Raw genomic sequence first — 23,549 nt, forward strand, 5'->3', positions numbered from 1 at the left:
ATGAGTATGGAAATTAAAAATAAAGTCCTTCTAATCACAGGCGGAACGGGTTCTTTTGGAACTGCAGTTTTAAACAGGTTCTTAGAAACAGACCATTTTAAAGAAATTCGTATTTTCTCTCGTGATGAAAAGAAGCAGGACGATATGCGAAACCTTTATAAAAATGATAAAATCAAATATTATATTGGAGACGTTAGAGATTATACCAGTGTAGAACCTGCAACCAGAGGAGTTGATTATGTTTTTCACGCAGCGGCATTGAAACAGGTACCATCATGTGAGTTTTTTCCTATGCAAGCGGTGAAAACTAATGTAGAGGGAACTCAAAACGTTATTCGTGCAGCAGCACTGAACAAAGTAAAAAAAATAATATGCTTAAGTACAGATAAAGCTGCCTATCCTATCAATGCAATGGGGATTTCCAAAGCGATGATGGAAAAAGTGGCTGTTGCAGAAGCTAGAAATTTAACGGATACAACTGTTTGTTTAACCCGTTATGGAAACGTAATGGCTTCTAGAGGTTCTGTAATTCCGCTATTTTTAAATCAAATACAGAAAGGCGAAGAAATTACCATTACGGATCCTAATATGTCCAGATTCTTCATGTCTTTGGACGATGCCGTTGATTTGGTTTTATTTGCTTTCGAAAACGGAAATGCAGGAGATCTTTTTGTAAACAAAGCACCTGCAGGTACAATAGGTCATTTAGCACAAGCTTTAATGGAACTTTCTGGTAAAGAAACTTCCATAAAAATCATAGGTACACGACATGGTGAGAAATTGTACGAAACACTTTGCACCAGAGAGGAAATGATGAAAGCTGAAGATATGGGCGATTTTTACAGAGTTCCAGCAGATAATAGAGATTTGAATTATGCCAAATATTTCTCAGAAGGTGAAAAAGATATAGCCGTAATCGAAGATTATCATTCTCATAATGCAGAGCAACAAGGTGTAGAAGGGTTGAAAAAACTAGTTTCCGGTTTGCCATTGATCCGAAAAGAAATTTTTGGTGAAGATGTAATGCAGTATCCCTATTAGAAATTTTTTAGGTTACTCTAAATACGTTCAGCAAGAAAGTACGAATGAAATAGATGTAGATAAATGCATATGGAACCCGAATTAATTAAAGGAAATAATCACCTTGACGATCGAGGAAAACTTACGTTTAATAATGATTTTTGTGGCTTTACAGTAAAAAAAATGTACTCCATCGAAAATTATGATTTAGATTTTGTTCGTGGATGGCAAGGACATCAAGTGGAGCAACGCTGGTTCTCAGCAGTTACGGGCTCTTTTAAAATCAAATTAATAAGGATCGATAAATGGGAAAATCCAGCGAGAAATTTACCGATTGCGGAGTTCCATCTAAATGCGCAAAATTTTGATATTCTTCATATTCCCAGTGGATTTGTAACATCAATTCAAGCTTTAGAAAAATCATCTAAGCTATTGGTTTTTGGAGATTACCAATTAAATGAGCTTCAAGATGAATTCCGATTTCCAAATGAGTATTTTAATGCGTAATATTATGAAGAGATGAAAAGAGTAGGAATTACAGGGCAAAATGGTTTCGTAGGATCACATTTATATAATACTTTAGGTTTAAATACCGAAGAATATCAAAGGGTAGATTTCGAAAAAGAATATTTCGAACAACCGGATGACTTGGATTATTTTGTGAAACAATGTGATGTGATCGTTCATTTGGCGGCAATGAACCGACATCCTGATCCAGAAGTGATCTACAACCAAAATATTGGTCTTGTAAACAAATTAGTAGCTTCATTAGAAAGAACAGGATCCAAAGCGCACGTTTTATTTTCATCTTCATCTCAGGAAGAAAGAGATAATCTCTATGGGAAGTCTAAGTTGGAAGGTCGGATCCTTTTTACAGAATGGGCTAAGAAGTCTGGTGGGATTTTTACTGGATTGATTATTCCAAACGTTTTTGGGCCATTTGGACAACCTTATTATAATTCCTTCATTGCTACTTTCTGTCACCAGCTAAGTCACGGTGAGAGTCCTGTTATTGAAACAGATGGAGAGGTAAAATTAATTTATGTAGCAGAGCTGGTAAAGGAATTTATCCTGCAAATTAAAGATGGTACCACCCATGAACATTATACGGTTCCGTTTACAACCTCAATTAAAGTTTCTGAAGTATTAAGCAAATTAAAACTTTATAAAAATTTGTACTTTGAAAAAGGTGAAATTCCAGAATTACACTCAGATTTTGACTTGCAATTATTCAATACATTCAGGTGCTCCTTTGATATCCCAAGTTATTTTCCTGTTAAACTGATGCAGAGTAAAGATTCTCGAGGTGCTTTTGTAGAGGTTGTTCGCTTAGGAATTGGAGGTCAGTGCTCTTTTTCAACAACCGTTCCTGGAATTACAAGAGGAAATCATTTCCACACCCGTAAGATTGAACGTTTTGCTGTAATTAAAGGAAAAGCATTAATACAGTTAAGAAAAATTGGAACAAAGGAAGTAATTGATTTTTATTTAGACGGTTCTGAGCCCGCGTATGTGGATATGCCCATCTGGTATACACACAATATTAAAAATATTGGTCAGGAAGAACTTTTAACCATATTTTGGATAAACGAGGCTTATAATGCGGAGGATTCAGATACTTATTTTGAGACCGTATAAAATGGAAATAATAAAAAAGTTACCTCTCGAAGTCTGGTTTTTGTTACTAATTGTCACTGGGTATACGATTTTCAGCGCCTTGGCGGTTCCTTTTAATATTGAAAATAGTCAGATCTTCTCTGTTCCTTTCAGAGTGATAGTGTTTTTATTGTCGCTTTATATTATTGGTAAAAATTTTACTTTTAAGAAGGGTAAAAATATTGCAGTCCTTGCAGTTATTTTTTTTTGGCTACTGTATTCTTTAAAAAGCTATCTCAGTTTTACGAATGATTTTTATGAGAATCCATTTGCCCAAAATTATATGGATGTGTATGTTCGTATTTTTGTAATTGCTTTTGTTCCTTCTCTTGCATTATTATTTATTAACTATAAAGAAATTAATTTTTCACAGGTTGCAAAAGGATTTTTCTACACGTTGGTAGTTATGTTAACTGTAAATATGATATATGGTGTATTAATGCCAGCTGGTAAAAGTCTACAATTTATTTTTAGCATGTACTATATATCTTATGGTCACTTAGGCACCTCTTTAGTCTTAATTTCTTTGTTTTACTTTCTTTTTCGCTCAAAAGAAATACCATCGTATTTATTGATATATGGTATGATGCTAGGTATTAGCACTATTGTTATCGCCGGAGCAAGAAGTCCATTTCTGGCCATAATGGTTGCGGTCCCTTATTTACTTGTTATTAAAAAGAATTACAAATTAATCTCTATTTTTATTCTTTTACTGCTACTATCAATAATTGGAATCTATTTCTTAGGAAGAAATGAAAATTTTGAATTAATGTTTGTGGATCGTACTTACCTGTGGCTCTTTGAAGGTGATAATAGTTTAAGAACTCCACTATTTAAAAACGCTTTAAATATTTTTAAACAAAATCCTATTCTTGGAGGTAGAACTCATTTCGAAAATGGGATGTATCCACATAATATTTTTTTGGAACTTTTAATGGCGACAGGAATTGTAGGTTTAATCATCTATATGTTAAAATTTATTCCTGTCATTAAAAATTTCAAAATATTCTCTTATCAAATAATTAATTCTTACCATATCTTATTTTTTACTTTATTCCTACAATATTTCGTCCTGTGCTTTACGTCGTTCACCTTATATTCAGTTCCCGAATTTTTGTATTTTAGCAGTATTATAATAGGTATCAGTTTAAACAATATCAATGAAGAAAATGAAAGTAATGACGGTCGTAGGAACCCGTCCGGAGATTATTAGATTATCAAGAGTTCTTACTGCTCTCGATACTTCCGAAGCCATCGACCATATCATCGTTCATACAGGCCAAAACTATGATTACGAGCTTAATCAAATATTTTTCGAAGATTTAGGTTTGAGAAAACCTGATTATTTTCTGGAGGCTGCAGGTAAAACTGCTACAGAAACAATCGGTAATATTTTAATTAAAATAGATCCTCTTTTGGAGCAGGTGAAGCCTGAAGCTTTTTTAGTTTTAGGAGATACCAACTCTTGTTTATGTGCGATTCCCGCTAAAAAAAGACAAATTCCAGTATTTCATATGGAAGCAGGAAACCGTTGCTTCGACCAACGCGTTCCAGAAGAAACTAACCGTAAAATTGTAGATCATACTGCAGATATAAATTTAACTTACAGTGACATAGCTCGTGAATATTTATTAAGAGAAGGGTTGCCTGCAGATCGAATTATTAAAACGGGCTCACCAATGTTTGAGGTTTTAAATCATTACCTGCCAGCGATTGAAAAATCAGATGTTCTGTCGAGACTAAATTTAGAAGAAGGTAAATATTTTGTGGTTAGTTCGCACCGCGAAGAAAATATTAATTCCGAAAAGAATTTTGGAGGTTTAATGGAAAGTTTGAATGCAATTGCAGAAAAATTTGGTTACCCTATTATTGTTACAACCCATCCCCGAACCAGGAACATGATTGATAAGATGAAGGTAGTTGTTCGTCCGGAAATTCAATTTTTAAAACCGCTCGGTTTCCACGATTATAATGCTTTACAAAAAAGAAGCTATGCAGTTCTGTCGGATTCCGGGACGATATCTGAAGAATCATCAATTTTGAATTTTCGCGCACTAAACATAAGAGAAACTCATGAAAGACCGGAAGCAATGGAAGAAGCTAGCGTAATGATGGTCGGTCTTTCGCCAGAAAGAATTATGCAGGGATTAACTCAATTGCAACAGCAGAAGGTAGGAACTGATCGAAATTTCCGTTATGTTTCAGATTATTCCATGCCGAATGTTTCTGAAAAAGTGGTAAGAATTATACTGAGCTATACTGATTATGTAAATAGAGTGGTTTGGAGTAAATCATGAAAATTTTAATAGTTACCCAATATTATTTTCCTGAAAATTTTAAAAGCAACGACCTTTCTTTTGAACTTCAAAAGAGAGGTCATGACGTTACCGTATTAACTGGATTACCTAATTATCCAGAAGGTAAAATTTATGAAGGATACGGTATTTTTAAAAATAGAAAACAAGAAATTAATGGGGTGAAAATTATTCGTTCGCTTTTACTTTTGCGGGGTAAAGGTGGGGGAGTAAGATTATTTTTGAATTACTTCAGTTTTGCATTTTTTGCATCTTGGAAAGCCTTCTTTTTGAATTTTAGTAATAAGTATGATGCAGTTATTGTACATGAACCTTCACCAATCACGCAATTTTATCCGGCTTTACTGCTAAATAAACTACAAAATGTTCCTGTTTATTTTTGGGTGATGGATCTTTGGCCGGAAAGTTTACAAACAGCAGGAGGAGTAAAAAATAAAGTAGTACTTAGTTTTTTTAAAAAAATGGTGATCAGTTTTTACAATAATTCAGAAAAAATACTGATTACTTCAAAAGGATTTAAGAAATCAATATTAGAAAAAGGGGATTTTGAAAAGAAATTAGAATATTTTCCTAATTGGGCAGAAGATGCGATTTCCGAAGGTGACAAGAGCTTTGCTATTCCTCAATTACCAGATGGGTTTAAGGTAATGTTCGCAGGAAATGTAGGTGAAGCACAAGATATGGATGCGATCATGAATTCGGCGTTAGAACTTAAAGATTACTCCGAAATAAAATTTATTATTGTAGGTGATGGTCGTAAGATGCCTTTCGTTCAGGAATTTGTACAGAAAAATAAATTAGAAAAGAATATAATAACGGTCGGTAGATTTCCGGTTGAAGCTATGGCAAGTTTTTTTGATAAAGCAGACGTAATGTTGGTCAGTTTAAAAGATGATACAATCTTCAATCTTACTGTCCCGGCGAAAGTTCAAGCTTATATGAGCGCTTCTAAACCTATAGTTGCAATGCTAAATGGTGAAGGTGCCGATATTATTAAGGAAGCGCAATGTGGTTTGACTGTGCCTGCAGCAGATTCAAAACAGTTAGCAAAAACGATTTTGAAAATGTCTAATTTACCACATTCAGAGTTAGTGAAAATGGGAGAAAATAGTAGAAAATTTTTTCAAGAGAATTATCAATTATCCAGTTGTATTGATAATTTAGAAAGGATTTTAACTCAAAAAAGAGCAAATCCGTATTTAAAAACAGAATTGCAAAAACATCGGTTTAAGTAATTTAGAAAAGCGATTAAACAAACACAAATGAACATTACCATAACAGGTGCATCAGGTTTCGTCGGTCAAAATCTTGCAAAATATTTGAAAGATTACGGAAATAGTGTTTGTGCTCTTTCACTCCGAAATAAAAATTGGAATTTAGATGAAAACGCAAATGCTATCATTCATCTGGCTGGCAAAGCACACGACACCAGTAATAATTCTGATTCAGAATCCTATTTCAAAATAAATAGAGATTTAACAATAGATATTTTTAAACAATTCCTAGCTTCGGACGCTAGAGATTTTTTTTATTTTAGTTCTGTTAAAGCTGCCGCCGATACGGTCGAAGGTATTCTAGAAGAGAACTTTAAAGCCGATCCTCAAACAGCGTATGGTAAATCAAAGTTAGAAGCAGAAAATTATTTGATAAAACAAGATTTACCTGCTGAAAAGCGACTTTTTATTATTCGACCCTGTATGATTCATGGTCCCGGCAATAAAGGAAACCTTAATTTGTTATATAAAGTGGTTGAAAAGGGAATCCCGTGGCCATTAGCATCTTTTGAGAATCATAGATCTTTTTTGAGTATTGATAATCTCAATTTTTTAATCTGGAAAATGCTTCAAAACAAAGAAGTTAACTCAGGAATTTATAATTTCGCTGATGACCATAATCTATCGACTAACGATCTTGTTAAAATTATTGCAGATGTAAGTGGTAAAAGATTGAGATTATGGAAAGTTAATACTTCGTTAATTTCAAATTTTGCAAAAATTGGAGACATAGTGAACTTACCAATTAATTCAGAACGATTAAAAAAATTAACAGAAAGTTATATGGTTTCTAATATGAAAATAAAGACCGTTTTAAAAATTGATCATCTTCCGGTTTCTGCAAAAGAAGGTATAGAAAAAACCATTAAAAGTTTTCAAAAATAATGGAATACTTAATCATCAGTTTTACATTTTTTATAAGTATGTTGCTTTACTTTAGAATAGCAAACAAGTATAATATTATAGATAAACCCAACCATAGAAGCGCGCATACCGAAATAACGCTGAGAGGTGGAGGGATTATCTTCGCGGTCTCTTATTTGTTTTTTATGGGTCATGAAGTGTTTTTTAAAGCCTACAGATTTACTTTGGAAAGCTCTGTAGAACCTAACTTCTGGATTTTCGGTGCTGGTCTATTACTGATCTGCATGATAAGTTTTATTGATGACATCATTGATCTATCCTCAAAAATACGGTTGTTATTTCATTTTGTATCCGTTACGCTATTGCTTTTCTTTGTGAATGCATTTCAATTATTGCCCTTTTGGTCAATTCCAATTTGTTATGTGTTGATCATTGGTATTCTCAATGCTTATAATTTTATGGATGGAATTAACGGAATGTCAGGACTTTACAGTTTGGTGGTTCTTGGTTCACTTTTGTATATCAATCAATGTGTTTTCAACTTTGTGGAAGCTGACTTTATTGTTTATCCCATTCTTGCGAGTATCGTGTTTCTGTTTTTTAATTTTAGAAATAAGGCCCGGTGTTTTTTAGGTGATATTGGAAGTATGGGTTTAGCTTTTTGGATTATTGCCCTTTTGGCCTTGTTAATGTTAAAAACAGGACAGCTCAAATGGATTCTTTTTTTAACAGTTTACGGGACTGAAACTGTTCTAACAATTATAGAAAGGATAAAGTTAAAGGAGAATATTTTTGATGCTCACCGTCGACATCTATATCAATTGTTTGCTAATGAAAAACAGGTTTCACATCTCTATATTAGTACTTCTTATGCACTTATTCAAATTGTAGTGTGTACAATTGTGATTTTTTCGAAGTGGGCAGATTGGTTGATTTTTTGTGTAATTTTGTTGCCAGCGATAGCCTTTTATCTATTCATAAAGTCTAACTTAAAAAAACGAATAACCATTTTATAAATTATTTTACTATTTGTGTTTGTGATTTGTAATTCAGCAAAGAATACGTAGGAAGCTGTTAAAATGTCTTTTTTTCAAAAATGAATAATAAAATTAAAATTGCGGTCTTAGGATATGGAAATATTGGCAAAAGACACGTAGAGGTGATTTTGAATAACGCTGAATTTAAAATAATTGCGGTTATTGAATCTGTGTTTACGGAGTGTCCGCTTCTAGATAAAGCTTCTATTCCTATTTTTGAAGATTTATCAAAGTTTTTCAGTGCAGATTTGAAAGTTGATTTTATCGCCGTCTGTACGCCAAACGGATTGCATTTCCAACATGCGAAATCAATTTTGGAGCAGAATATCAATGTGATTATTGAAAAACCGATTACAATTGAATCTAAGCATGCTGAAATTTTAACAAAAATTGCAAATGAGAAAGATTTGAAGATATTTCCAGTGATGCAGAATCGGTTTTCTCCTCCCGCACTTTGGTTAAAGGATTTGCTAGATTCTAAAAAATTAGGTAAAATATTTATGGTTCAAGTTTCCTGCTATTGGAATCGGGACGAGCGCTATTACTCAAAAAATTCTTGGAGAGGGACAAAAAACCTGGATGGTGGCAGTCTCTACACACAATTCTCTCATTATTTGGATATTTTATTTTGGTTGTTCGGCGATATTACCAATATTATCAGCAAACTTAAAGACTTTAATCATCAAAAATTGACTGAATTTGAAGATAGTGGTATTATAACTTTTGACTTTCAATCAGGTGGAATTGGTAGTTTTAATTTTTCAACATCGGTTTGGCAAGAAAACCTGGAAAGTTCAATTACAATAATTTCAGAGTATGGATCTGTGAAAGTAGGCGGACAATATATGGAGCAGGTTGAAAAATGTTTAATAAAGGATTACGAATTACCCGCTTTGTCTCAAACAAATGCTTGTAATGATTACGGCACCTATAAAGGCTCCGCTCAAAATCATCATTTTCTTTATCAAAATATTGCAGATATGCTCAATAGGAATGTAAAACTTAGAACGCAACTTGATGAAAGTGTCCAACTTATCGAACGCATTGAACAGATATATAGTAATAAAATAGAACGGTATTAAAATATGAAAATTAAAGAAACCCCATTAAAAGACTGTTATATAATAGAGCCAATTTTATTCGAAGACGATCGCGGTTATTTTTATGAAAAATTCAATGAAAAGAAATTTAATGAATTAACGGGATTAAATGGGCATTTTGTCCAGGATAATGTTTCAAAGTCTAATTACGGTGTAGTAAGAGGATTGCATTTGCAAAAAGCGAATCATGCACAGGCAAAATTGGTTTCGTGTTTAGATGGGAAAGTTTGGGATGTTGCAGTAGATTTAAGGAAGGGTTCTCCTACTTTTGGGAAATGGTTTGGCGTGGAACTTTCGGGTGAAAACAAATTGCAATTCTATGTGCCCAGAGGTTTTGCTCATGGGTTTTCTGTACTTTCAGAAACCGCAGTTTTTGCTTATAAATGTGATAATTTTTATTATAAAGAATCAGAAGGTGGTGTTTTGTGGAACGATCAGGAATTAAGAATAGATTGGAAATTACCGACAGCGGATATCCTTCTCTCTGACAAAGATAAAATTCAACCTACCTTCGCTGAAGGAAATTTTTAGAAAATACAGTTATGAAAAATATTTTGATCACCGGTGGAGCTGGTTTTATAGGATCTCATGTGGTTCGGGAATTTGTACAGAACAATCCGGAAGCAACTATTATCAACCTCGATGCTTTAACGTACGCTGGAAATCTGGAAAATTTAAAAGATATTGAAAACGAACCCAATTATGTTTTTGAAAAAGCAGATATCACGGATGTAGATGAGTTAAGAAAAGTTTTTGAGAAATATCATCCCGATGCAATCATCCATTTAGCTGCAGAAAGTCACGTTGACAGAAGTATTGAGGATCCGAGTTCTTTCATTAATACCAACGTAAATGGAACTGCAAACCTTTTGAATTTAGCCAGAGAATTCTGGACGTTAAATCCAGATCATCAACATGGTAATTTTCCGAATGAAACCAGAACTAATTTATTCTATCACGTTTCTACGGATGAGGTTTATGGAAGTTTGGGCGAAACGGGTTTCTTTTTAGAAACTACCGCCTATGATCCTCAATCTCCGTATTCTGCAAGTAAAGCGGCTTCTGATCATTTGGTTCGAGCGTACGGAAACACCTACGGAATGCCATTTATTATTTCGAATTGTTCGAATAATTACGGTCCCAATCATTTTCCTGAAAAATTAATTCCATTGTGTATTTCTAATATTTTAAATGGAAAACCTCTTCCAATTTATGGAGATGGAAAATACACCAGAGATTGGTTGTATGTAATTGACCACGCCAAAGCAATTCATCAAATATTTTTTGAAGCAAAAACGGGTGAAACTTATAACATCGGTGGTTTTAACGAATGGCAGAACATTGATTTGGTGAAAGAGCTTATCAAGCAAATGGATGAAAAATTAGGAAATCCAGCAGGTCATTCTGAAAAATTAATTACTTACGTGAAAGACAGACCAGGACACGATTTACGATACGCAATTGATGCAACTAAATTGAATAAAGAATTAGGTTGGATGCCAAGTGTAACTTTTGAAGAAGGACTTGGAAAAACAATCAACTGGTTTTTAGAGAATAAAGATTGGCTGGATAATGTGACTTCTGGCGATTATCAGAAATATTATGTTTCGCAATATTCGAATGATACGAATTAAAACAAATTTCACAAGTTGTGGAAGATAAAATTCTTTTCAAAGATGAAAGTTATAAGATCATTGGCATTTGCATGAATGTTCATTCCTCTTTGGGTACAGGATTTTTAGAAGCTGTTTACAGTGAAGTTTTAGAAATAGAATTCAAAAAGAATAATATTCCTTTTGAAAAAGAAAAAAAATTAGAGATCTTCTTCAACGGAGAGAAATTAAATAAAACATATCGAGTAGATTTCCTTTGCTTTAATGAAATAATTATTGAGTTAAAGTCTGTAAGCTTTTTACATGATAACTTCTCAAAACAATTGCAAAATTATCTTAAAGCGACCAATAAAAAATTAGGAATACTTATTAACTTTGGGGAGAAATCTTTAAAATATAAAAGAATTATTAACTTATAAAATCTGAGTTAATTCGAGAAATTCGGATAATTCGTGAAATTCAAAAAATTATGAAGGGAATTATTTTAGCCGGAGGTTCCGGAACAAGATTGTATCCTTTAACGATCGCCGTTAGCAAACAGTTAATGCCAGTATATGATAAGCCGATGATTTACTATCCGCTTTCAACTTTGCTATTAGCGGGGATAAAAGATATTTTAATTATTACAACTCCACACGATCAAGAAGGATTCATCAAGCTTTTAGGAGATGGTTCAGCGATTGGTTGCAATATTCAGTATAAAGTTCAGCCGAGTCCGGATGGTTTAGCTCAAGCATTTATTTTGGGCGAAGAATTTATCGGTGACGATTCTGTAGCTTTAGTTTTAGGAGATAATATTTTTTATGGAACTGGTTTGGCAAAATTGCTGGAAAGTAAGACCAATGTAAGAGGAGGTTGTGTTTTCGCTTACCAGGTTTCTGATCCCGAACGATATGGGGTTGTAGAATTTGATGAAAATTTAAAAGCAGTTTCCATTGAAGAAAAACCAGAAAATCCTAAATCAAATTTTGCAGTTCCTGGCTTATACTTTTATGATAATTCTGTAGTAGAATATGCTAAAAATTTGAAACCATCTGTTCGTGGAGAATTAGAGATTACCGATATTAATAGAATTTACCTTGAAAAAGAACAGTTGGAAGTAGGAGTAATGTCTCGTGGAACAGCGTGGTTAGATACTGGAACATTTGATTCCTTACATGAAGCTTCAGAATTTGTGAAAGTTCTGGAAAAAAGACAAGGATTCAAAATTTCTTGTATTGAAGAAATAGCCTACCTAAAAGGATTTATTAATAAAGAACAGTTGCTAAAATCGGCCGAAAAGTACGGCAAAAGCGGTTACGGAGACTATTTAAAAAAGTTGATTGTTTAATAGGAATCGAAAAAAATATAAAGAGAGTCAAATAAGGCTCTCTTTTTTATTGATTAAACTCAGGCAGTATATGATTGCGCTGAAGAAAATTGTTTAAAAAATAACTTCAGATCTTTTATTGAAATTTTTATATATTTACTTCATGGCTGAAATATTTATTATCGGAATTTGTCTCATTTTACTAATATCTTATCTCTTTGATATTTCTACCAAATTTACTAAGATTCCGTCTGTTATTTTATTATTAGCGACCGGTTGGCTTTTGAATCAGGTTGGGGGATTGTTTAATGTGATCATTCCAAACCTGAATGTTATTCTGCCAATTTTGGGTACAGTAGGGCTGATCTTAATTGTTTTAGAAGGTTCCCTTGAACTCGAATTAAATCAGTCTACAAAGGAAGTTGTGAAAAAATCTGCTGTTATTGCTTTGGTTCCGTTGGTAATTATTGCCATAGGATTTTCACTTTTTTTATATCTGGAGTGGAATATTTCCTTTAAGCAAAGTTTAATCAATATTATCCCGTTTTGTATTATCAGTAGTTCAATCGCAATTCCCAGCGCGATTAATTTAACAAAACAGAAACGTCAGTTCATCACTTATGAAAGTAGTCTGTCAGATATTATAGGAGTACTGTTTTTTAACTTCGCTACGTTTGGAACTGCAATTACATTAAGTGGAGCAGTTCATTTTGCCGGCCAGTTTCTGCTGATGTTGTTAATTTCCGTAGTAGCATCTTTAGTTCTTGCATTTCTATTGGCCAAGATCGATCATCATATTAAATACGGGCCGATAATTATTCTTAATATTTTAATTTATCAAGTTTCAAAGATTTACCATCTTCCCGCTTTGATTTTTATCCTGTTTTTCGGATTGGTTTTGGGTAATATTGACGAGTTACGAAATGTGAAATTCTTACGGAATATTCGGTTTACAAAACTAACCAGAGAAGTGAGGCATTTTAAAGATGTGGTAATAGAAGCTACTTTTATTGTCAGAACGCTCTTTTTTATCGTATTCGGATTTGTACTAAAAACGGAGGATATTATTAATCAAGATTCTTTAATTTGGTCTATTTCAATAGTTATTGCCATTTACATCTTACGTGCAGCTTTCTTAAAATTAGGTAAAATGGATATGCAACCTCTTTTTTATATTGCACCGCGTGGTTTAATTACGGTGCTTTTATTTTTAAGTATTACGCCCGAGCAGCGTTTTGCGTATCTTAATGAATCTGTTGTGATCCAGGTCATTCTAATGACAACCTTTATAATGATGATCGGCCTTTTATTTGAGAAAAAAGGTAAACCGGAGATGCTGAGATTTCCAAATTTCCGTAAAGACAAATCAGAACAAGAATAATTTTTTGCGATAATATCCTTACCTTTGCGGCCAATAAATTTTATAATGCGCACAAAATCAGTCGGAAAAAAGAAAATAAACATCGTTACTTTAGGATGTTCCAAAAATGTATATGATTCGGAAGTGTTGATGGGACAGCTAAAAGCCAATGGTAAGGAAGTAGTTCACGAAGATAAGGGCGATATCGTTGTTATTAATACTTGTGGTTTTATTGATAATGCAAAAGAAGAATCTATTAATACGATCTTAGAATTTGTAGAAGCTAAAAACCGTGGCGAAGTAGAGCAGGTTTTTGTTACAGGTTGTCTTTCAGAAAGATATAAGCCCGATTTAATTAGAGAAATTCCCGATGTTGATCAGTATTTCGGAACCCGTGATTTACCTTTGTTATTAAAGCATTTAGGTGCAGATTATAAACATGAGTTGGTTGGTGAAAGAATGGTTACTACTCCAAGACATTACGCTTACCTTAAAATTTCTGAAGGATGCGACCGCCCATGTTCTTTCTGCGCAATACCTTTAATGAGAGGAAAAAATATTTCTACACCAATTGAAAATTTAGTTATTGAAGCAGAGAAATTGGCGAAAAAAGGGGTGAAGGAATTAATCTTAATTGCCCAGGATCTAACCTATTACGGCTTAGATTTATATAAAAAGCGTGCTTTAGGTGATTTGCTTTTACGTTTGGTGAAAGTAGAAGGAATAGAGTGGATTCGTTTACATTATGCTTTTCCAACAGGCTTTCCAGAAGATGTTTTAGAAATTATCAAGAACGAACCGAAAGTTTGTAACTATATCGATATCCCATTACAGCATATCAATTCTGATCTTTTAAAAGCGATGAAGCGTGGAACTTCACACGAGAAAACCAACGCTTTATTAGCCAAGTTCAGACAAATGGTTCCGGATATGGCTATCAGAACGACTTTAATCGTAGGTTTTCCAGGTGAAACAGAGGAGAAATTCCAGGAGATGAAAGAATGGGTTCGTGAGCAGCGATTTGACCGTTTGGGATGTTTTACCTATTCACACGAAGAAAATACAACTGCTTATGTTTTAGAGGACAACGTGCCTCAAGACGTAAAAGAAGCTCGGGTAGAAGAGATCATGGAATTGCAGTCACATATTTCTTGGGAGAAAAATCAAGAGAGAATAGGTAAAACTTACCGCTGTATTTTTGATCGTAAAGAGGGTAATTATTTTGTAGGACGAACAGAATTCGATTCTCCGGATGTTGATAATACTGTTTTAGTTTCTGCAGAAAATACCTACTTATCCATTGGTGAGTTTGCAGATATTAAAATTACTTCAGCTGAAGAGTTTGATTTATACGGAGAACTCGTTTAAGAATCAGCAGGTTTTAAGGCTATAATTATCAAAATAGCAATAATAAATAGTAAAAAAATACTTTCGGAATTTCTGAAAGTATTTTTGGTTTAAGATGCTGATTGAAAGATGGTTAAATGATAGGATTGGTTGGCGTTATGCAGTGTTTAGTTAAATTAATTAACATTTGGGACTCTTTTTTAACACAATTTATGAATCTTTGTCAGCTACCGCTATTAGCAAGCAGACACGTGTTGTTAACAAAAAATTAACAATTCCTTAAGAGAGTTTAACTTATCAAATGTTGTGTAAGTCAATTTCGGAATAAATTTGCAGAGTCAAAACCAATAAAAATAATTCAAAATGATGAAAAGAGGAATACTCCTAATCATAATGATGATTTCAACACTCGGTATTTATTCATTCAACAAGTATGATGCCGATGATGCCAAAACTAGTTTTGCATCGTTCTACCACGATAAGTTTAACGGTAGGAAAACAGCAAGCGGAGAGATTTTCAGTAATGCAAAGTTAACCGCAGCTAACAGAACCCTTCCTTTCGGGACGATGGTGAAAGTCACCAACCTGAGAACGGGGAAAAGTGTAATCGTAGAAATAAATGACCGAGGTCCTTTTCATTCTTCCCGAGCACTTGACCTCACCAAGGCAGCCTTTAAGGCCATAGGAAATACCGCAAGAGGTACTATGCCCGTAGAATACGAAATTATCGACAACGACTAACATTTACGTTTCAAAAACCAAAGCCGATTCTCTAGAGTCGGCTTTTTATTTGCTTATTTGATCGGTCCAAAACCTGTCCTGAATTTCTCAAAATATTAAGGCTTTCTTTTTCCACGACGTTTCACAAAAAAGTGCTTTTTTCCGGCCAGATCTGCAACGATTGATGCGATAAAGTGAATCAGGTATTTACACGAACTTTTATTGTTGAAAAAAGTCCTTTAGTTACGAAAGTTCTACCATCACAGGACAGTGATCAGAGTGTACCGCTTCTTTTAAAATAGCAGCTCTTGACAGCTTTTCTTTCAATGAATACGATACGAAGTTATAATCTAATCTCCATCCTTTATTTCGGGCTCTGGAATTCTGGCGATAGCTCCACCAGGAATAATTATCCGGTTGATCGTTGAAGAATCTAAAACTGTCAATCAGCTCACATTCTTCGATAAATTGAGTCATCCATTCTCTTTCCATCGGTAGGAAGCCAGAGGTGTTCTTTAAGCCTTCTGGATTGTGAATGTCGATTGCGTTATGACAAATATTAAAATCACCACTTATAATAAGGTTAGGAATCGTTTTCTTTAATTCTTTGATGTAATTCAGGAAATCATAACAAAACTTCATTTTGAAATCTAATCTTTCAATGTTGGATGCAGAAGGAACATATACCGAAATCACTGAAAATTTTTCAAAGTCAGCACGCATAATTCGACCTTCAGAATCATAATGTTCAATTCCGCAGCCGTATTCTACATGAATAGGTTTTATTTTAGAAGCGATTCCAACTCCCGAATACCCTTTTTTCTGTGCAGAATGCCAATAACTGAAATAGCCATTATTTTCCAGGCTTTCCATGTCGATTTGATCATTTCCGGCCTTACTTTCCTGGATACAGATCACGTCGGGATTGGCAACGGTAAGCCATCCTAAAAAATCTTTGGTAAAAGCTGCACGGATTCCGTTTACATTATAAGAGATGATTTTCATTGATTAAAATTTTTCGTAAATAAGATACATTAGAAGGAGAAGAGCTGCAATAATAATAACAATTTTTCTTTTAGTAAACGTACTTTCTTCAATAAATAGGGTGCTTTTTTTAGAATTCTTAATTTCATTCTCTAAAAAGCACTTTTCATATTCTATTATATGGGGGTTATTACCTATCGATTTTTTAACTTTTATCCAGTCAAGATCATTTGGGTAAACAACTTTTTCCAAGGCGCTTCCTTCTTTTAATTTAACGGTTATTATTCCATCATGATTTTCAAAACTCACTTTCAGAGCACTTTTGTTTGCCTCCGGTTGAAATACAAATTGTTCTTCTCCATTTTTAATGGCACCCAATAAGCTCATCGTTGTCTCTAAATTTAATCGGGACTTTTGTTCAAATATTCTTACAGCCTCTAATAGTTGATCTTGTTCTAGAAGTCTAAGAATTACTGTTTTATCAATTCCCAAATCTTCTAAAGTAGTTTTTACGTCTTGCATGAATAGTAGGATTAAGAGCTTTATTTTTGGAAACAATTTAAATAAAAAAGCGGGAAAAATCAAAGATTTTTCCCGCATCAGAACCTAAACGAAATAAACTATGAAAAAAACTATTTAGGTTCCAGAATACTGATAGGGATGATGCACTCCTCTAAAGAAATTCCACCGTGTTGGTAGGTTTCTTTGTAGTAATTTACAAAATGATTGTAATTTTTTGGATACGCCAAAAATGTATTGTTCTTGGCGAAAATATACTTTGAACTTAAATTCCCTTTTGGTAAAAAAAGTTTCTCTGGATTGGATATTGCCCACACATCACTTTTGTCGTACGTTAAACTTCTGCCAGTTTTATAACGGATATTTGTAGATGTTTCTCTGTCGCCAACTACTTTACTCGGTTTCTTTACATAGATCGTTCCATGATCTGTAGTAATTACCAGTTTGAAGCCATTTTCTGCTGCCTGCTTGATAATTTTTAATAAAGATGAATTTTCAAACCAAGTATAAGTTAAAGATCTAAAAGTTTTATCATCTCTAATTAATTGATTAACGATTACATTGTCCGTTTTTGCATGAGATAAAATATCTATAAAATTATAAACGATAACCAATAAGTCATTATTTTTATGCTGATTGAAATCATCTAAAACTTTACGTTCAAAATCGGCATTCAGAATCTTGAGATATTTCATGGATTTGTCAGATAATCCAAGACGTTTCATCTGATCTTCTAAAAAATCACGTTCATGCTCATTTTTGTTCCCTTCTTCGTTATCATTGATCCAGTATTCGGGAAATCTCTTTTCGATTTCAGAAGGCATCAATCCCGCAAAAAAGGAATTTCTTGCATACTGAGTAGCCGTAGGTAAAATACTGTAATAATAATCTTCTGATGTTTTATTATAGAATTTCGTGAACAAAGGTTCAATGACTTTCCATTGATCATACCGGAGATTATCGATCATTAATAAAAGAACTTTCTCTTTTTCAACAACTGTTTTTACTTTGTCTTTAAATAAAGTGTGACTCATCATCGGTTTCTCAGAGGAGTTCAGCCAATCTTCGTAATTATTTTCAATAAACTTAGAGAATTGAATATTCGCTTCCTCTTTTTGAGATTGTAGCAAATCGGCAAATTCATTGTCAAAAACTTTGTCAAATTTAACTTCCCAACTTACTATTTTCTTGTAATACTCGGCCCATTCCTGGTAGGTTTTTAAATACGAGAGTTCCATAGAAAGATTTCGAAACTCTTGTTGGTATTCTAAAATGGTTTTCTGCTCTATTAAAGTTTCCTCTTGCAAATTCTTTTTTAGAGACAGTAAAATCTGATTAGGATTTACGGGCTTCAAAATGTAATCTGCAATTTGAGAACCAATTGCTTGCTCCATGATCAGTTCCTCTTCATTTTTGGTCACCATTACAATTTTAATGGCAGAATCAATATTTTTAATCATAGGAATCGCTTCCAAACCAGAAATACCAGGCATGTTCTCATCTAATAACGCCAACTGATAATTCTGTTTTTCGATCATTTCCAAAGCTTCGTTGACGTTATTTACCGGAGAAACTTTGTAGCCCTTACTTTCTAAAAATACAATATGAGGTTTCAGTAAATCTACTTCATCATCAATCCAAATTACTTTTGACATTCAGTTATTAATTTTATGTTTTTATTCGCTGTAATAAATCTCGTGTATCAAATTTATTTCGCTTCTTTATGAACATCAAAAATACAACCATTAAATGCCAACTTTAATTTAAAATCAAGTTAAACTTGAGTTAAATTTAAATAGAATTAATTAAAATAATTCTGTTTAAAAATAAATCATGTCCTTATTATATAGCGATTTTATTAAATTAATAAAATCGTCATTTTATCACTGCAAACAAAAGAGTAAATTTGCATTTTAGAATAATTTAGATGACCAACAAATTCAAAATAATCAATGATCCAGTTCACGGGTTTATTAATATACCACATGAAATTCTTTTTGATGTTATAGAGCATCCTTACTTTCAGCGATTGCGAAGAATTTCGCAGACAGGCTTGCTTAATTTGATTTTCCCTGGTGCAACACATAACCGTTTTCATCATGCTTTAGGAGCAATGCATTTAATGTTCACGGCGTTGGAGACTTTAAGACTCAAAGGAACTGTAATTTCAAAAGAAGAGGAAAAAGCAGCCCTGCTGGCAATTTTGTTGCATGATGTAGGACATGGGCCATTTTCTCACGCACTCGAAAATATGTTGATGGATGATTGGCATCATGAGAAGCTGTCGTTATTATTAATGAACAAGATGAACGAAGAGTTTAATGGCGAGCTTTCTATGGCGATAGAAATGTTTAAAGGTCAATATCATCGTAAATTTTTTAATCAATTGATATCTTCCCAATTGGATGTGGACCGACTGGATTATTTAAAAAGAGATAGTTTTTACACTGGAGTAGCGGAAGGGAATGTCAACACTCAAAGAATCATCTCCATGATGAATGTGAGTGGAGATGAATTGGTGATCGATGCGAAAGGGATTTACTCAATTGAAAACTTTCTTACCGCTAGAATGTTTATGTATTGGCAAGTTTATTACCATAAAACGGCTGCTATCGCTGAATATTTATTAGTGAAAATTTTAAGTCGTGCAAAGTTTTTAATTGCGCACGGAAATGAACTTCCCGCTTCTGAAAATTTATGGTATTTCTTACACCGCGATCAGGATCAGAAGGCTTCCGAAGAAGATATTGCCCGTTTCACCGAGTTAGATGACAATGATATTATTCAAGCCATTAAATTATGGTCGAAAAATGAAGATGTTGTGCTTTCTTACCTCTGTCAGTGCATTATAAAAAGAAAGTTCCCTAAAACTATTATTTCATCCAAACCATTTGATAAAGCTTTCATTAATGAAAAAATCAAGAAAACAGATGAGCGATATGGCGAAGGTTGTGGACTTGAGTTGGTTGATGAAATATCCCGGCATTTACTTCCTTATAATTCAGAAGTTCAACCCATTTATTTGTTGCAGAAATCAGGAGATAAGATTACTTTGGATCAATCAGAGAATCAAATTCTTTCTTCCTTTATCAACCAATTGAACACCAAGTATATTTTATCCTTCCCACGAGAAATCTAGGATTATTTTTCTAAGCGAAAATGATTTGCGATATTTATGAAATTGCTATATTTGCAAGATATGGAGTTTACCGCATCGCAGATTGCAAATTTTATTAACGGACGCATCATTGGAGATGAGCACGCATTGATCAAAGGGGTTTCCCCAATTGAAAATGGAGAGGAGAATTACCTTTCATTCGTTGCTCAAGATCGGTTTGTACATCATATTCAGAATTCAAAATGCTCTGTAATCATCGTTTCAGAAAAGCTTTTGACGGAAGAGAAGTATAATCCTACCATCATTGTGGTAGAAGATGCCTATCTTTCTTTTCAGATATTGATGAATTTATATCAGGAAATGAAAGGACGTAGAACCGGAATCGAAGATGGAGCTGTTTTTCATGAATCTGCAACCGTGGGCGAAAATGTTTATGTTGGAGCTTTTACTTGTGTATCAGAGAAAGTGATTATAGGCGAAGATTCTCAGATTTATCCTCAGGTTTTTATAGGCAGAAATGTTAAGATTGGTAAAAACTGTGTCATATATAGTGGCGTTAGAATTTATGATTATTGTGTGATTGGTGATAATTGTATCATCCATTCCAACACTGTGATTGGTTCAGATGGTTTTGGTTTTCAGCCTACTAAAGATGGTTATCAAAAAATTCCACAATTAGGGAATGTAATTTTAGAGGACGATGTAGAAATAGGTTCTAATTGCAGCATTGACCGCGGAACGATAGGATCAACTATTATTGGAAAAGGAACCAAAATAGATAATTTAATTCAGATTGCCCATAATGTAAAATTGGGACAGCATAATGTGATTGCTGCACAGGCAGGAATTGCAGGTTCCACCGTTATTGGTAACTGGAATCAAATAGGTGGTCAGGCAGGAATTGCCGGTCATATCCAAATAGGAAATCAGGTGAAAATTCAGGCGCAAAGTGGCGTGAATAAAAAACCAAAAGATGGGGTAAGCCTTTATGGTTCACCCGCTATTAATGCCAGTGATTATCGCCGTAATTATGTGCATTTCAGAAATTTTAGTGACATCGTAAAACGTATAAATAATCTTGAGATAAACTCAAAAGATAAAACTAATGAGTGATAAACAAAAAACACTAAAGGAAGAGGTTTCTCTTTCTGGAATAGGATTGCATACCGGTAGAGAAGTAACACTTACCATAAAACCAGGAAAAGAAAATTCTGGATTTGTATTTGTAAGAACTGATCTTGAAGGTCATCCTCACATCGAAGCAGATGTTAATTATGTAACTACAACCGAGCGTGGGACTACCCTGGAGAAATTAGGTGTAAGAATTCATACTTGTGAGCATTTACTTGCTGCCTTAGTGGGTTGCGATATTGATAATGCTGTTTTAGAAATGAACAGTGCAGAACCACCAATATTAGATGGTTCTTCTAAGTTTTTCGTAGAAGCCATCGAAAAAGCAGGAATTGAGGAACAAAATGTTGCTCGCGAGTATTTGGTGGTAAAAGAAGTGCTAAGTTACAGTGATCCTGCAACGGGGTCCGAAATTACAATCATTCCTTCTGATACTTATGAAGTAACTACAATGGTTGACTTTGGGACAAAAGTGTTAGGAACTCAAAATGCTACTTTGAAAGATATTTCAGAATTCAAAAATGAAATATCCTCTGCAAGAACATTTAGCTTCCTCCATGAATTGGAAATGCTTTTAGATGCAGGTCTTATTAAAGGTGGTGATATTTCTAATGCGATTGTATATGTAGATAAAGAGCTGACACCAGAAACAGCAGATAAATTAAAGAAGGCTTTTGCTAAAGACGATATCGCCATTCGACCGAATGGTATTTTAGATAATCTTACCTTAAATTATCCTAATGAAGCGGCTCGCCACAAATTACTCGATGTAATTGGTGATTTAGCTTTAGTTGGAGTTAAAATAAAAGGAAAAGTTATTGCTAATAAACCAGGACATTTTGTAAATACCCAGTTTGCCAAGAAATTGAACAGACAGTGGAAATTACAGCGAAAGAAAAATGTTCCGGATATCGATATATATAAGGAACCCGTTTATGATATCAATGGTATCATGCGTTTGATGCCTCATAGACCACCGTTTTTGTTAATCGATAAGATTTTAGAGTTGTCGGACACTCATGTAGTTGGATTGAAAAATGTAACGATGAATGAACCTTTCTTTGTAGGTCATTTTCCAAAGGAACCAGTTATGCCTGGAGTGTTACAGGTAGAAGCGCTGGCGCAAACCGGTGGAATTTTGGTTTTGGCGAGCGTGCCTGATCCGGAGAACTACTCTACTTATTTCATCAAAATGGATAAGGTTAAGTTTAAAAAGAAAGTAGTACCGGGCGACACTATGGTATTTAAAATAGAATTGATATCACCTATCAGAAGAGGAATAGTACATATGCAAGGTTACGGCTACGTAGGCGACAGTGTAGTCGTTGAGGCAGAACTAATGGCGCAGGTGGCAAAAAATAAACCTGATTAAATGATTCATCAACTAGCGGCCGTAGATAAGCGTGCAAAAATCAGCAAGAGTGTTACCGTAGAACCATTTACAACCATTGCCGGAGATGTCGAAATCGGTGAAGGAACCTGGATCGGGAGTAACGTTACTATTATGGACGGAGCGAGAATTGGTAAAAATTGTAGAATTTTTCCCGGTACCGTAATATCTGCAATTCCTCAGGATTTAAAATTTGATGGTGAAGATACACAAGTCATCATCGGCGACGGAACTACGCTTAGAGAATGTGTAACCGTTAATCGCGGTACAAAAGCTTTAGGTTATACGAAAGTTGGAAGTGAATGTCTTATAATGGCCACTTCTCATATTGCTCACGACTGTGTTTTAGGAAATAATGTAATCATTGCAAATGGCTGTGGTATCGCCGGACACGTAGAAATTGGTGATTATGTGGTCATGGGAGGACTTTCTGCCATTCAACAATTCGGTAAAATTGGAAAACATGCGATGATTTCTGGCGGATCGCTAATTAGAAAAGATGTTCCACCTTATGTAAAAGTAGGTAGAGACCCGATATCTTATGCAGGAATTAATTCTGTAGGACTAAGACGAAGAGGTTTTACCAATGATAAAATTTTTGAAATTCAAAAGATCTACCGAGCAATTTTCCAGATGAAAATGAATGTGTCCCAAGCCTCAAGCTATGTGGAAAAAGAAATGCTTCCTACTGCAGAACGTGATGAAATTTTAGAATTCATCAAAAATTCTCCAAGTGGAATTGTCAAAGGATATGGTACTGGAAAAGAATAAATAAACAAAACAATAACCGGT

23 protein-coding genes are annotated in these 23,549 nt (G+C 34.1%); 20 read left to right on the forward strand and 3 right to left on the reverse strand.

Annotated features, from left to right (window positions below; genetic code table 11):
• The first annotated feature begins 6 nt into the window (after nt 1-6).
• The 16 genes from FNJ88_RS09925 (at nt 7) to FNJ88_RS10000 (ending at nt 15,636) form a co-directional block, all read left to right on the forward strand.
• Nucleotides 7-1,041, forward strand: coding sequence for a polysaccharide biosynthesis protein (locus tag FNJ88_RS09925; RefSeq protein WP_143852967.1), 1,035 nt, complete (start codon nt 7-9; stop codon nt 1,039-1,041).
• 69 nt (nt 1,042-1,110) lie between these two features.
• On the forward strand, nt 1,111-1,527 hold the full coding sequence (locus FNJ88_RS09930; RefSeq protein WP_228414517.1) for a WxcM-like domain-containing protein: 417 nt from the start codon (nt 1,111-1,113) through the stop codon (nt 1,525-1,527).
• 12 nt (nt 1,528-1,539) lie between these two features.
• Nucleotides 1,540-2,658, forward strand: a complete 1,119-nt coding sequence (locus tag FNJ88_RS09935; protein ID WP_143852969.1) for an NAD-dependent epimerase/dehydratase family protein — start codon at nt 1,540-1,542, stop codon at nt 2,656-2,658.
• Nucleotide 2,659: 1 nt separating this feature from the next.
• On the forward strand, nt 2,660-3,889 hold the full coding sequence (locus FNJ88_RS09940) for an O-antigen ligase family protein (protein ID WP_185145805.1): 1,230 nt from the start codon (nt 2,660-2,662) through the stop codon (nt 3,887-3,889).
• Nucleotides 3,837-4,973 carry a non-hydrolyzing UDP-N-acetylglucosamine 2-epimerase gene (gene wecB, locus FNJ88_RS09945; RefSeq protein ID WP_143852971.1) on the forward strand — a complete coding sequence of 379 codons (1,137 nt, stop codon included), beginning with the start codon at nt 3,837-3,839 and terminating at the stop codon, nt 4,971-4,973. Before FNJ88_RS09940 ends, wecB begins: the two co-directional genes overlap by 53 nt.
• A complete protein-coding gene (locus tag FNJ88_RS09950; protein WP_143852972.1) occupies nt 4,970-6,226 on the forward strand; it encodes a glycosyltransferase family 4 protein in 1,257 nt (418 codons plus the stop codon). Before wecB ends, FNJ88_RS09950 begins: the two co-directional genes overlap by 4 nt.
• A 27-nt stretch (nt 6,227-6,253) precedes the next feature.
• Nucleotides 6,254-7,150: an NAD-dependent epimerase/dehydratase family protein gene (locus FNJ88_RS09955; RefSeq protein WP_143852973.1), complete on the forward strand. Its 897-nt coding sequence runs from the start codon at nt 6,254-6,256 to the stop codon at nt 7,148-7,150.
• Nucleotides 7,150-8,145 (forward strand): MraY family glycosyltransferase, encoded by a 996-nt coding sequence (locus tag FNJ88_RS09960; RefSeq protein WP_143852974.1) that lies wholly within the window; start codon nt 7,150-7,152, stop codon nt 8,143-8,145. Before FNJ88_RS09955 ends, FNJ88_RS09960 begins: the two co-directional genes overlap by 1 nt.
• An 80-nt stretch (nt 8,146-8,225) precedes the next feature.
• On the forward strand, nt 8,226-9,248 hold the full coding sequence (locus tag FNJ88_RS09965; protein ID WP_143852975.1) for a Gfo/Idh/MocA family protein: 1,023 nt from the start codon (nt 8,226-8,228) through the stop codon (nt 9,246-9,248).
• Between the two features lie 3 nt (nt 9,249-9,251).
• Nucleotides 9,252-9,797: a dTDP-4-dehydrorhamnose 3,5-epimerase gene (gene rfbC / locus FNJ88_RS09970; protein WP_143852976.1), complete on the forward strand. Its 546-nt coding sequence runs from the start codon at nt 9,252-9,254 to the stop codon at nt 9,795-9,797.
• Nucleotides 9,798-9,808: 11 nt separating this feature from the next.
• Nucleotides 9,809-10,900 (forward strand): dTDP-glucose 4,6-dehydratase, encoded by a 1,092-nt coding sequence (gene rfbB / locus FNJ88_RS09975; RefSeq protein ID WP_143852977.1) that lies wholly within the window; start codon nt 9,809-9,811, stop codon nt 10,898-10,900.
• Nucleotides 10,901-10,917: 17 nt separating this feature from the next.
• Nucleotides 10,918-11,298 (forward strand): GxxExxY protein, encoded by a 381-nt coding sequence (locus FNJ88_RS09980; RefSeq protein WP_228414518.1) that lies wholly within the window; start codon nt 10,918-10,920, stop codon nt 11,296-11,298.
• 50 nt (nt 11,299-11,348) lie between these two features.
• Complete coding sequence (gene rfbA, locus FNJ88_RS09985) at nt 11,349-12,209, forward strand: glucose-1-phosphate thymidylyltransferase RfbA (protein ID WP_143852978.1); 861 nt, start codon at nt 11,349-11,351, stop codon at nt 12,207-12,209.
• A gap of 142 nt (nt 12,210-12,351) precedes the next feature.
• Entirely contained in the window at nt 12,352-13,569 is a 1,218-nt protein-coding gene (locus FNJ88_RS09990) for a sodium:proton antiporter (protein ID WP_143852979.1), read from the forward strand.
• Nucleotides 13,570-13,614: 45 nt separating this feature from the next.
• Complete coding sequence (rimO, locus tag FNJ88_RS09995) at nt 13,615-14,916, forward strand: 30S ribosomal protein S12 methylthiotransferase RimO (protein ID WP_143852980.1); 1,302 nt, start codon at nt 13,615-13,617, stop codon at nt 14,914-14,916.
• A gap of 342 nt (nt 14,917-15,258) precedes the next feature.
• Nucleotides 15,259-15,636, forward strand: coding sequence for a septal ring lytic transglycosylase RlpA family protein (locus FNJ88_RS10000; RefSeq protein ID WP_143852981.1), 378 nt, complete (start codon nt 15,259-15,261; stop codon nt 15,634-15,636).
• 222 nt (nt 15,637-15,858) lie between these two features.
• Here the strand turns inward: FNJ88_RS10000 and FNJ88_RS10005 are convergent, their stop codons facing one another.
• The 3 genes from FNJ88_RS10005 to FNJ88_RS10015 form a co-directional block, all read right to left on the reverse strand.
• Complete coding sequence (locus FNJ88_RS10005; protein WP_143852982.1) at nt 15,859-16,620, reverse strand: exodeoxyribonuclease III; 762 nt, start codon at nt 16,618-16,620, stop codon at nt 15,859-15,861.
• A gap of 3 nt (nt 16,621-16,623) precedes the next feature.
• Nucleotides 16,624-17,121, reverse strand: a complete 498-nt coding sequence (locus tag FNJ88_RS10010) for a hypothetical protein (RefSeq protein ID WP_143852983.1) — start codon at nt 17,119-17,121, stop codon at nt 16,624-16,626.
• 110 nt (nt 17,122-17,231) lie between these two features.
• Nucleotides 17,232-18,773, reverse strand: coding sequence for a PglZ domain-containing protein (locus FNJ88_RS10015; RefSeq protein ID WP_143852984.1), 1,542 nt, complete (start codon nt 18,771-18,773; stop codon nt 17,232-17,234).
• A 272-nt stretch (nt 18,774-19,045) separates the two neighbouring features.
• Between FNJ88_RS10015 and FNJ88_RS10020 the strand changes: the two genes are divergently transcribed.
• From FNJ88_RS10020 to lpxA, 4 genes are read left to right on the forward strand one after another with little or no spacing between them, the layout of a single operon-like run.
• Nucleotides 19,046-20,257 carry an HD domain-containing protein gene (locus FNJ88_RS10020; protein WP_143852985.1) on the forward strand — a complete coding sequence of 404 codons (1,212 nt, stop codon included), beginning with the start codon at nt 19,046-19,048 and terminating at the stop codon, nt 20,255-20,257.
• A 60-nt stretch (nt 20,258-20,317) separates the two neighbouring features.
• Complete coding sequence (gene lpxD, locus FNJ88_RS10025; protein ID WP_143853913.1) at nt 20,318-21,349, forward strand: UDP-3-O-(3-hydroxymyristoyl)glucosamine N-acyltransferase; 1,032 nt, start codon at nt 20,318-20,320, stop codon at nt 21,347-21,349.
• Nucleotides 21,342-22,739 (forward strand): bifunctional UDP-3-O-[3-hydroxymyristoyl] N-acetylglucosamine deacetylase/3-hydroxyacyl-ACP dehydratase, encoded by a 1,398-nt coding sequence (locus tag FNJ88_RS10030; RefSeq protein ID WP_143852986.1) that lies wholly within the window; start codon nt 21,342-21,344, stop codon nt 22,737-22,739. Before lpxD ends, FNJ88_RS10030 begins: the two co-directional genes overlap by 8 nt.
• A complete protein-coding gene (gene lpxA, locus FNJ88_RS10035; RefSeq protein ID WP_143852987.1) occupies nt 22,740-23,528 on the forward strand; it encodes an acyl-ACP--UDP-N-acetylglucosamine O-acyltransferase in 789 nt (262 codons plus the stop codon).
• Nucleotides 23,529-23,549: the final 21 nt, after the last annotated feature.

Origin of the sequence: Chryseobacterium sp. SNU WT5 (assembly GCF_007362475.1) — a bacterium.
GTDB lineage: Bacteria > Bacteroidota > Bacteroidia > Flavobacteriales > Weeksellaceae > Kaistella.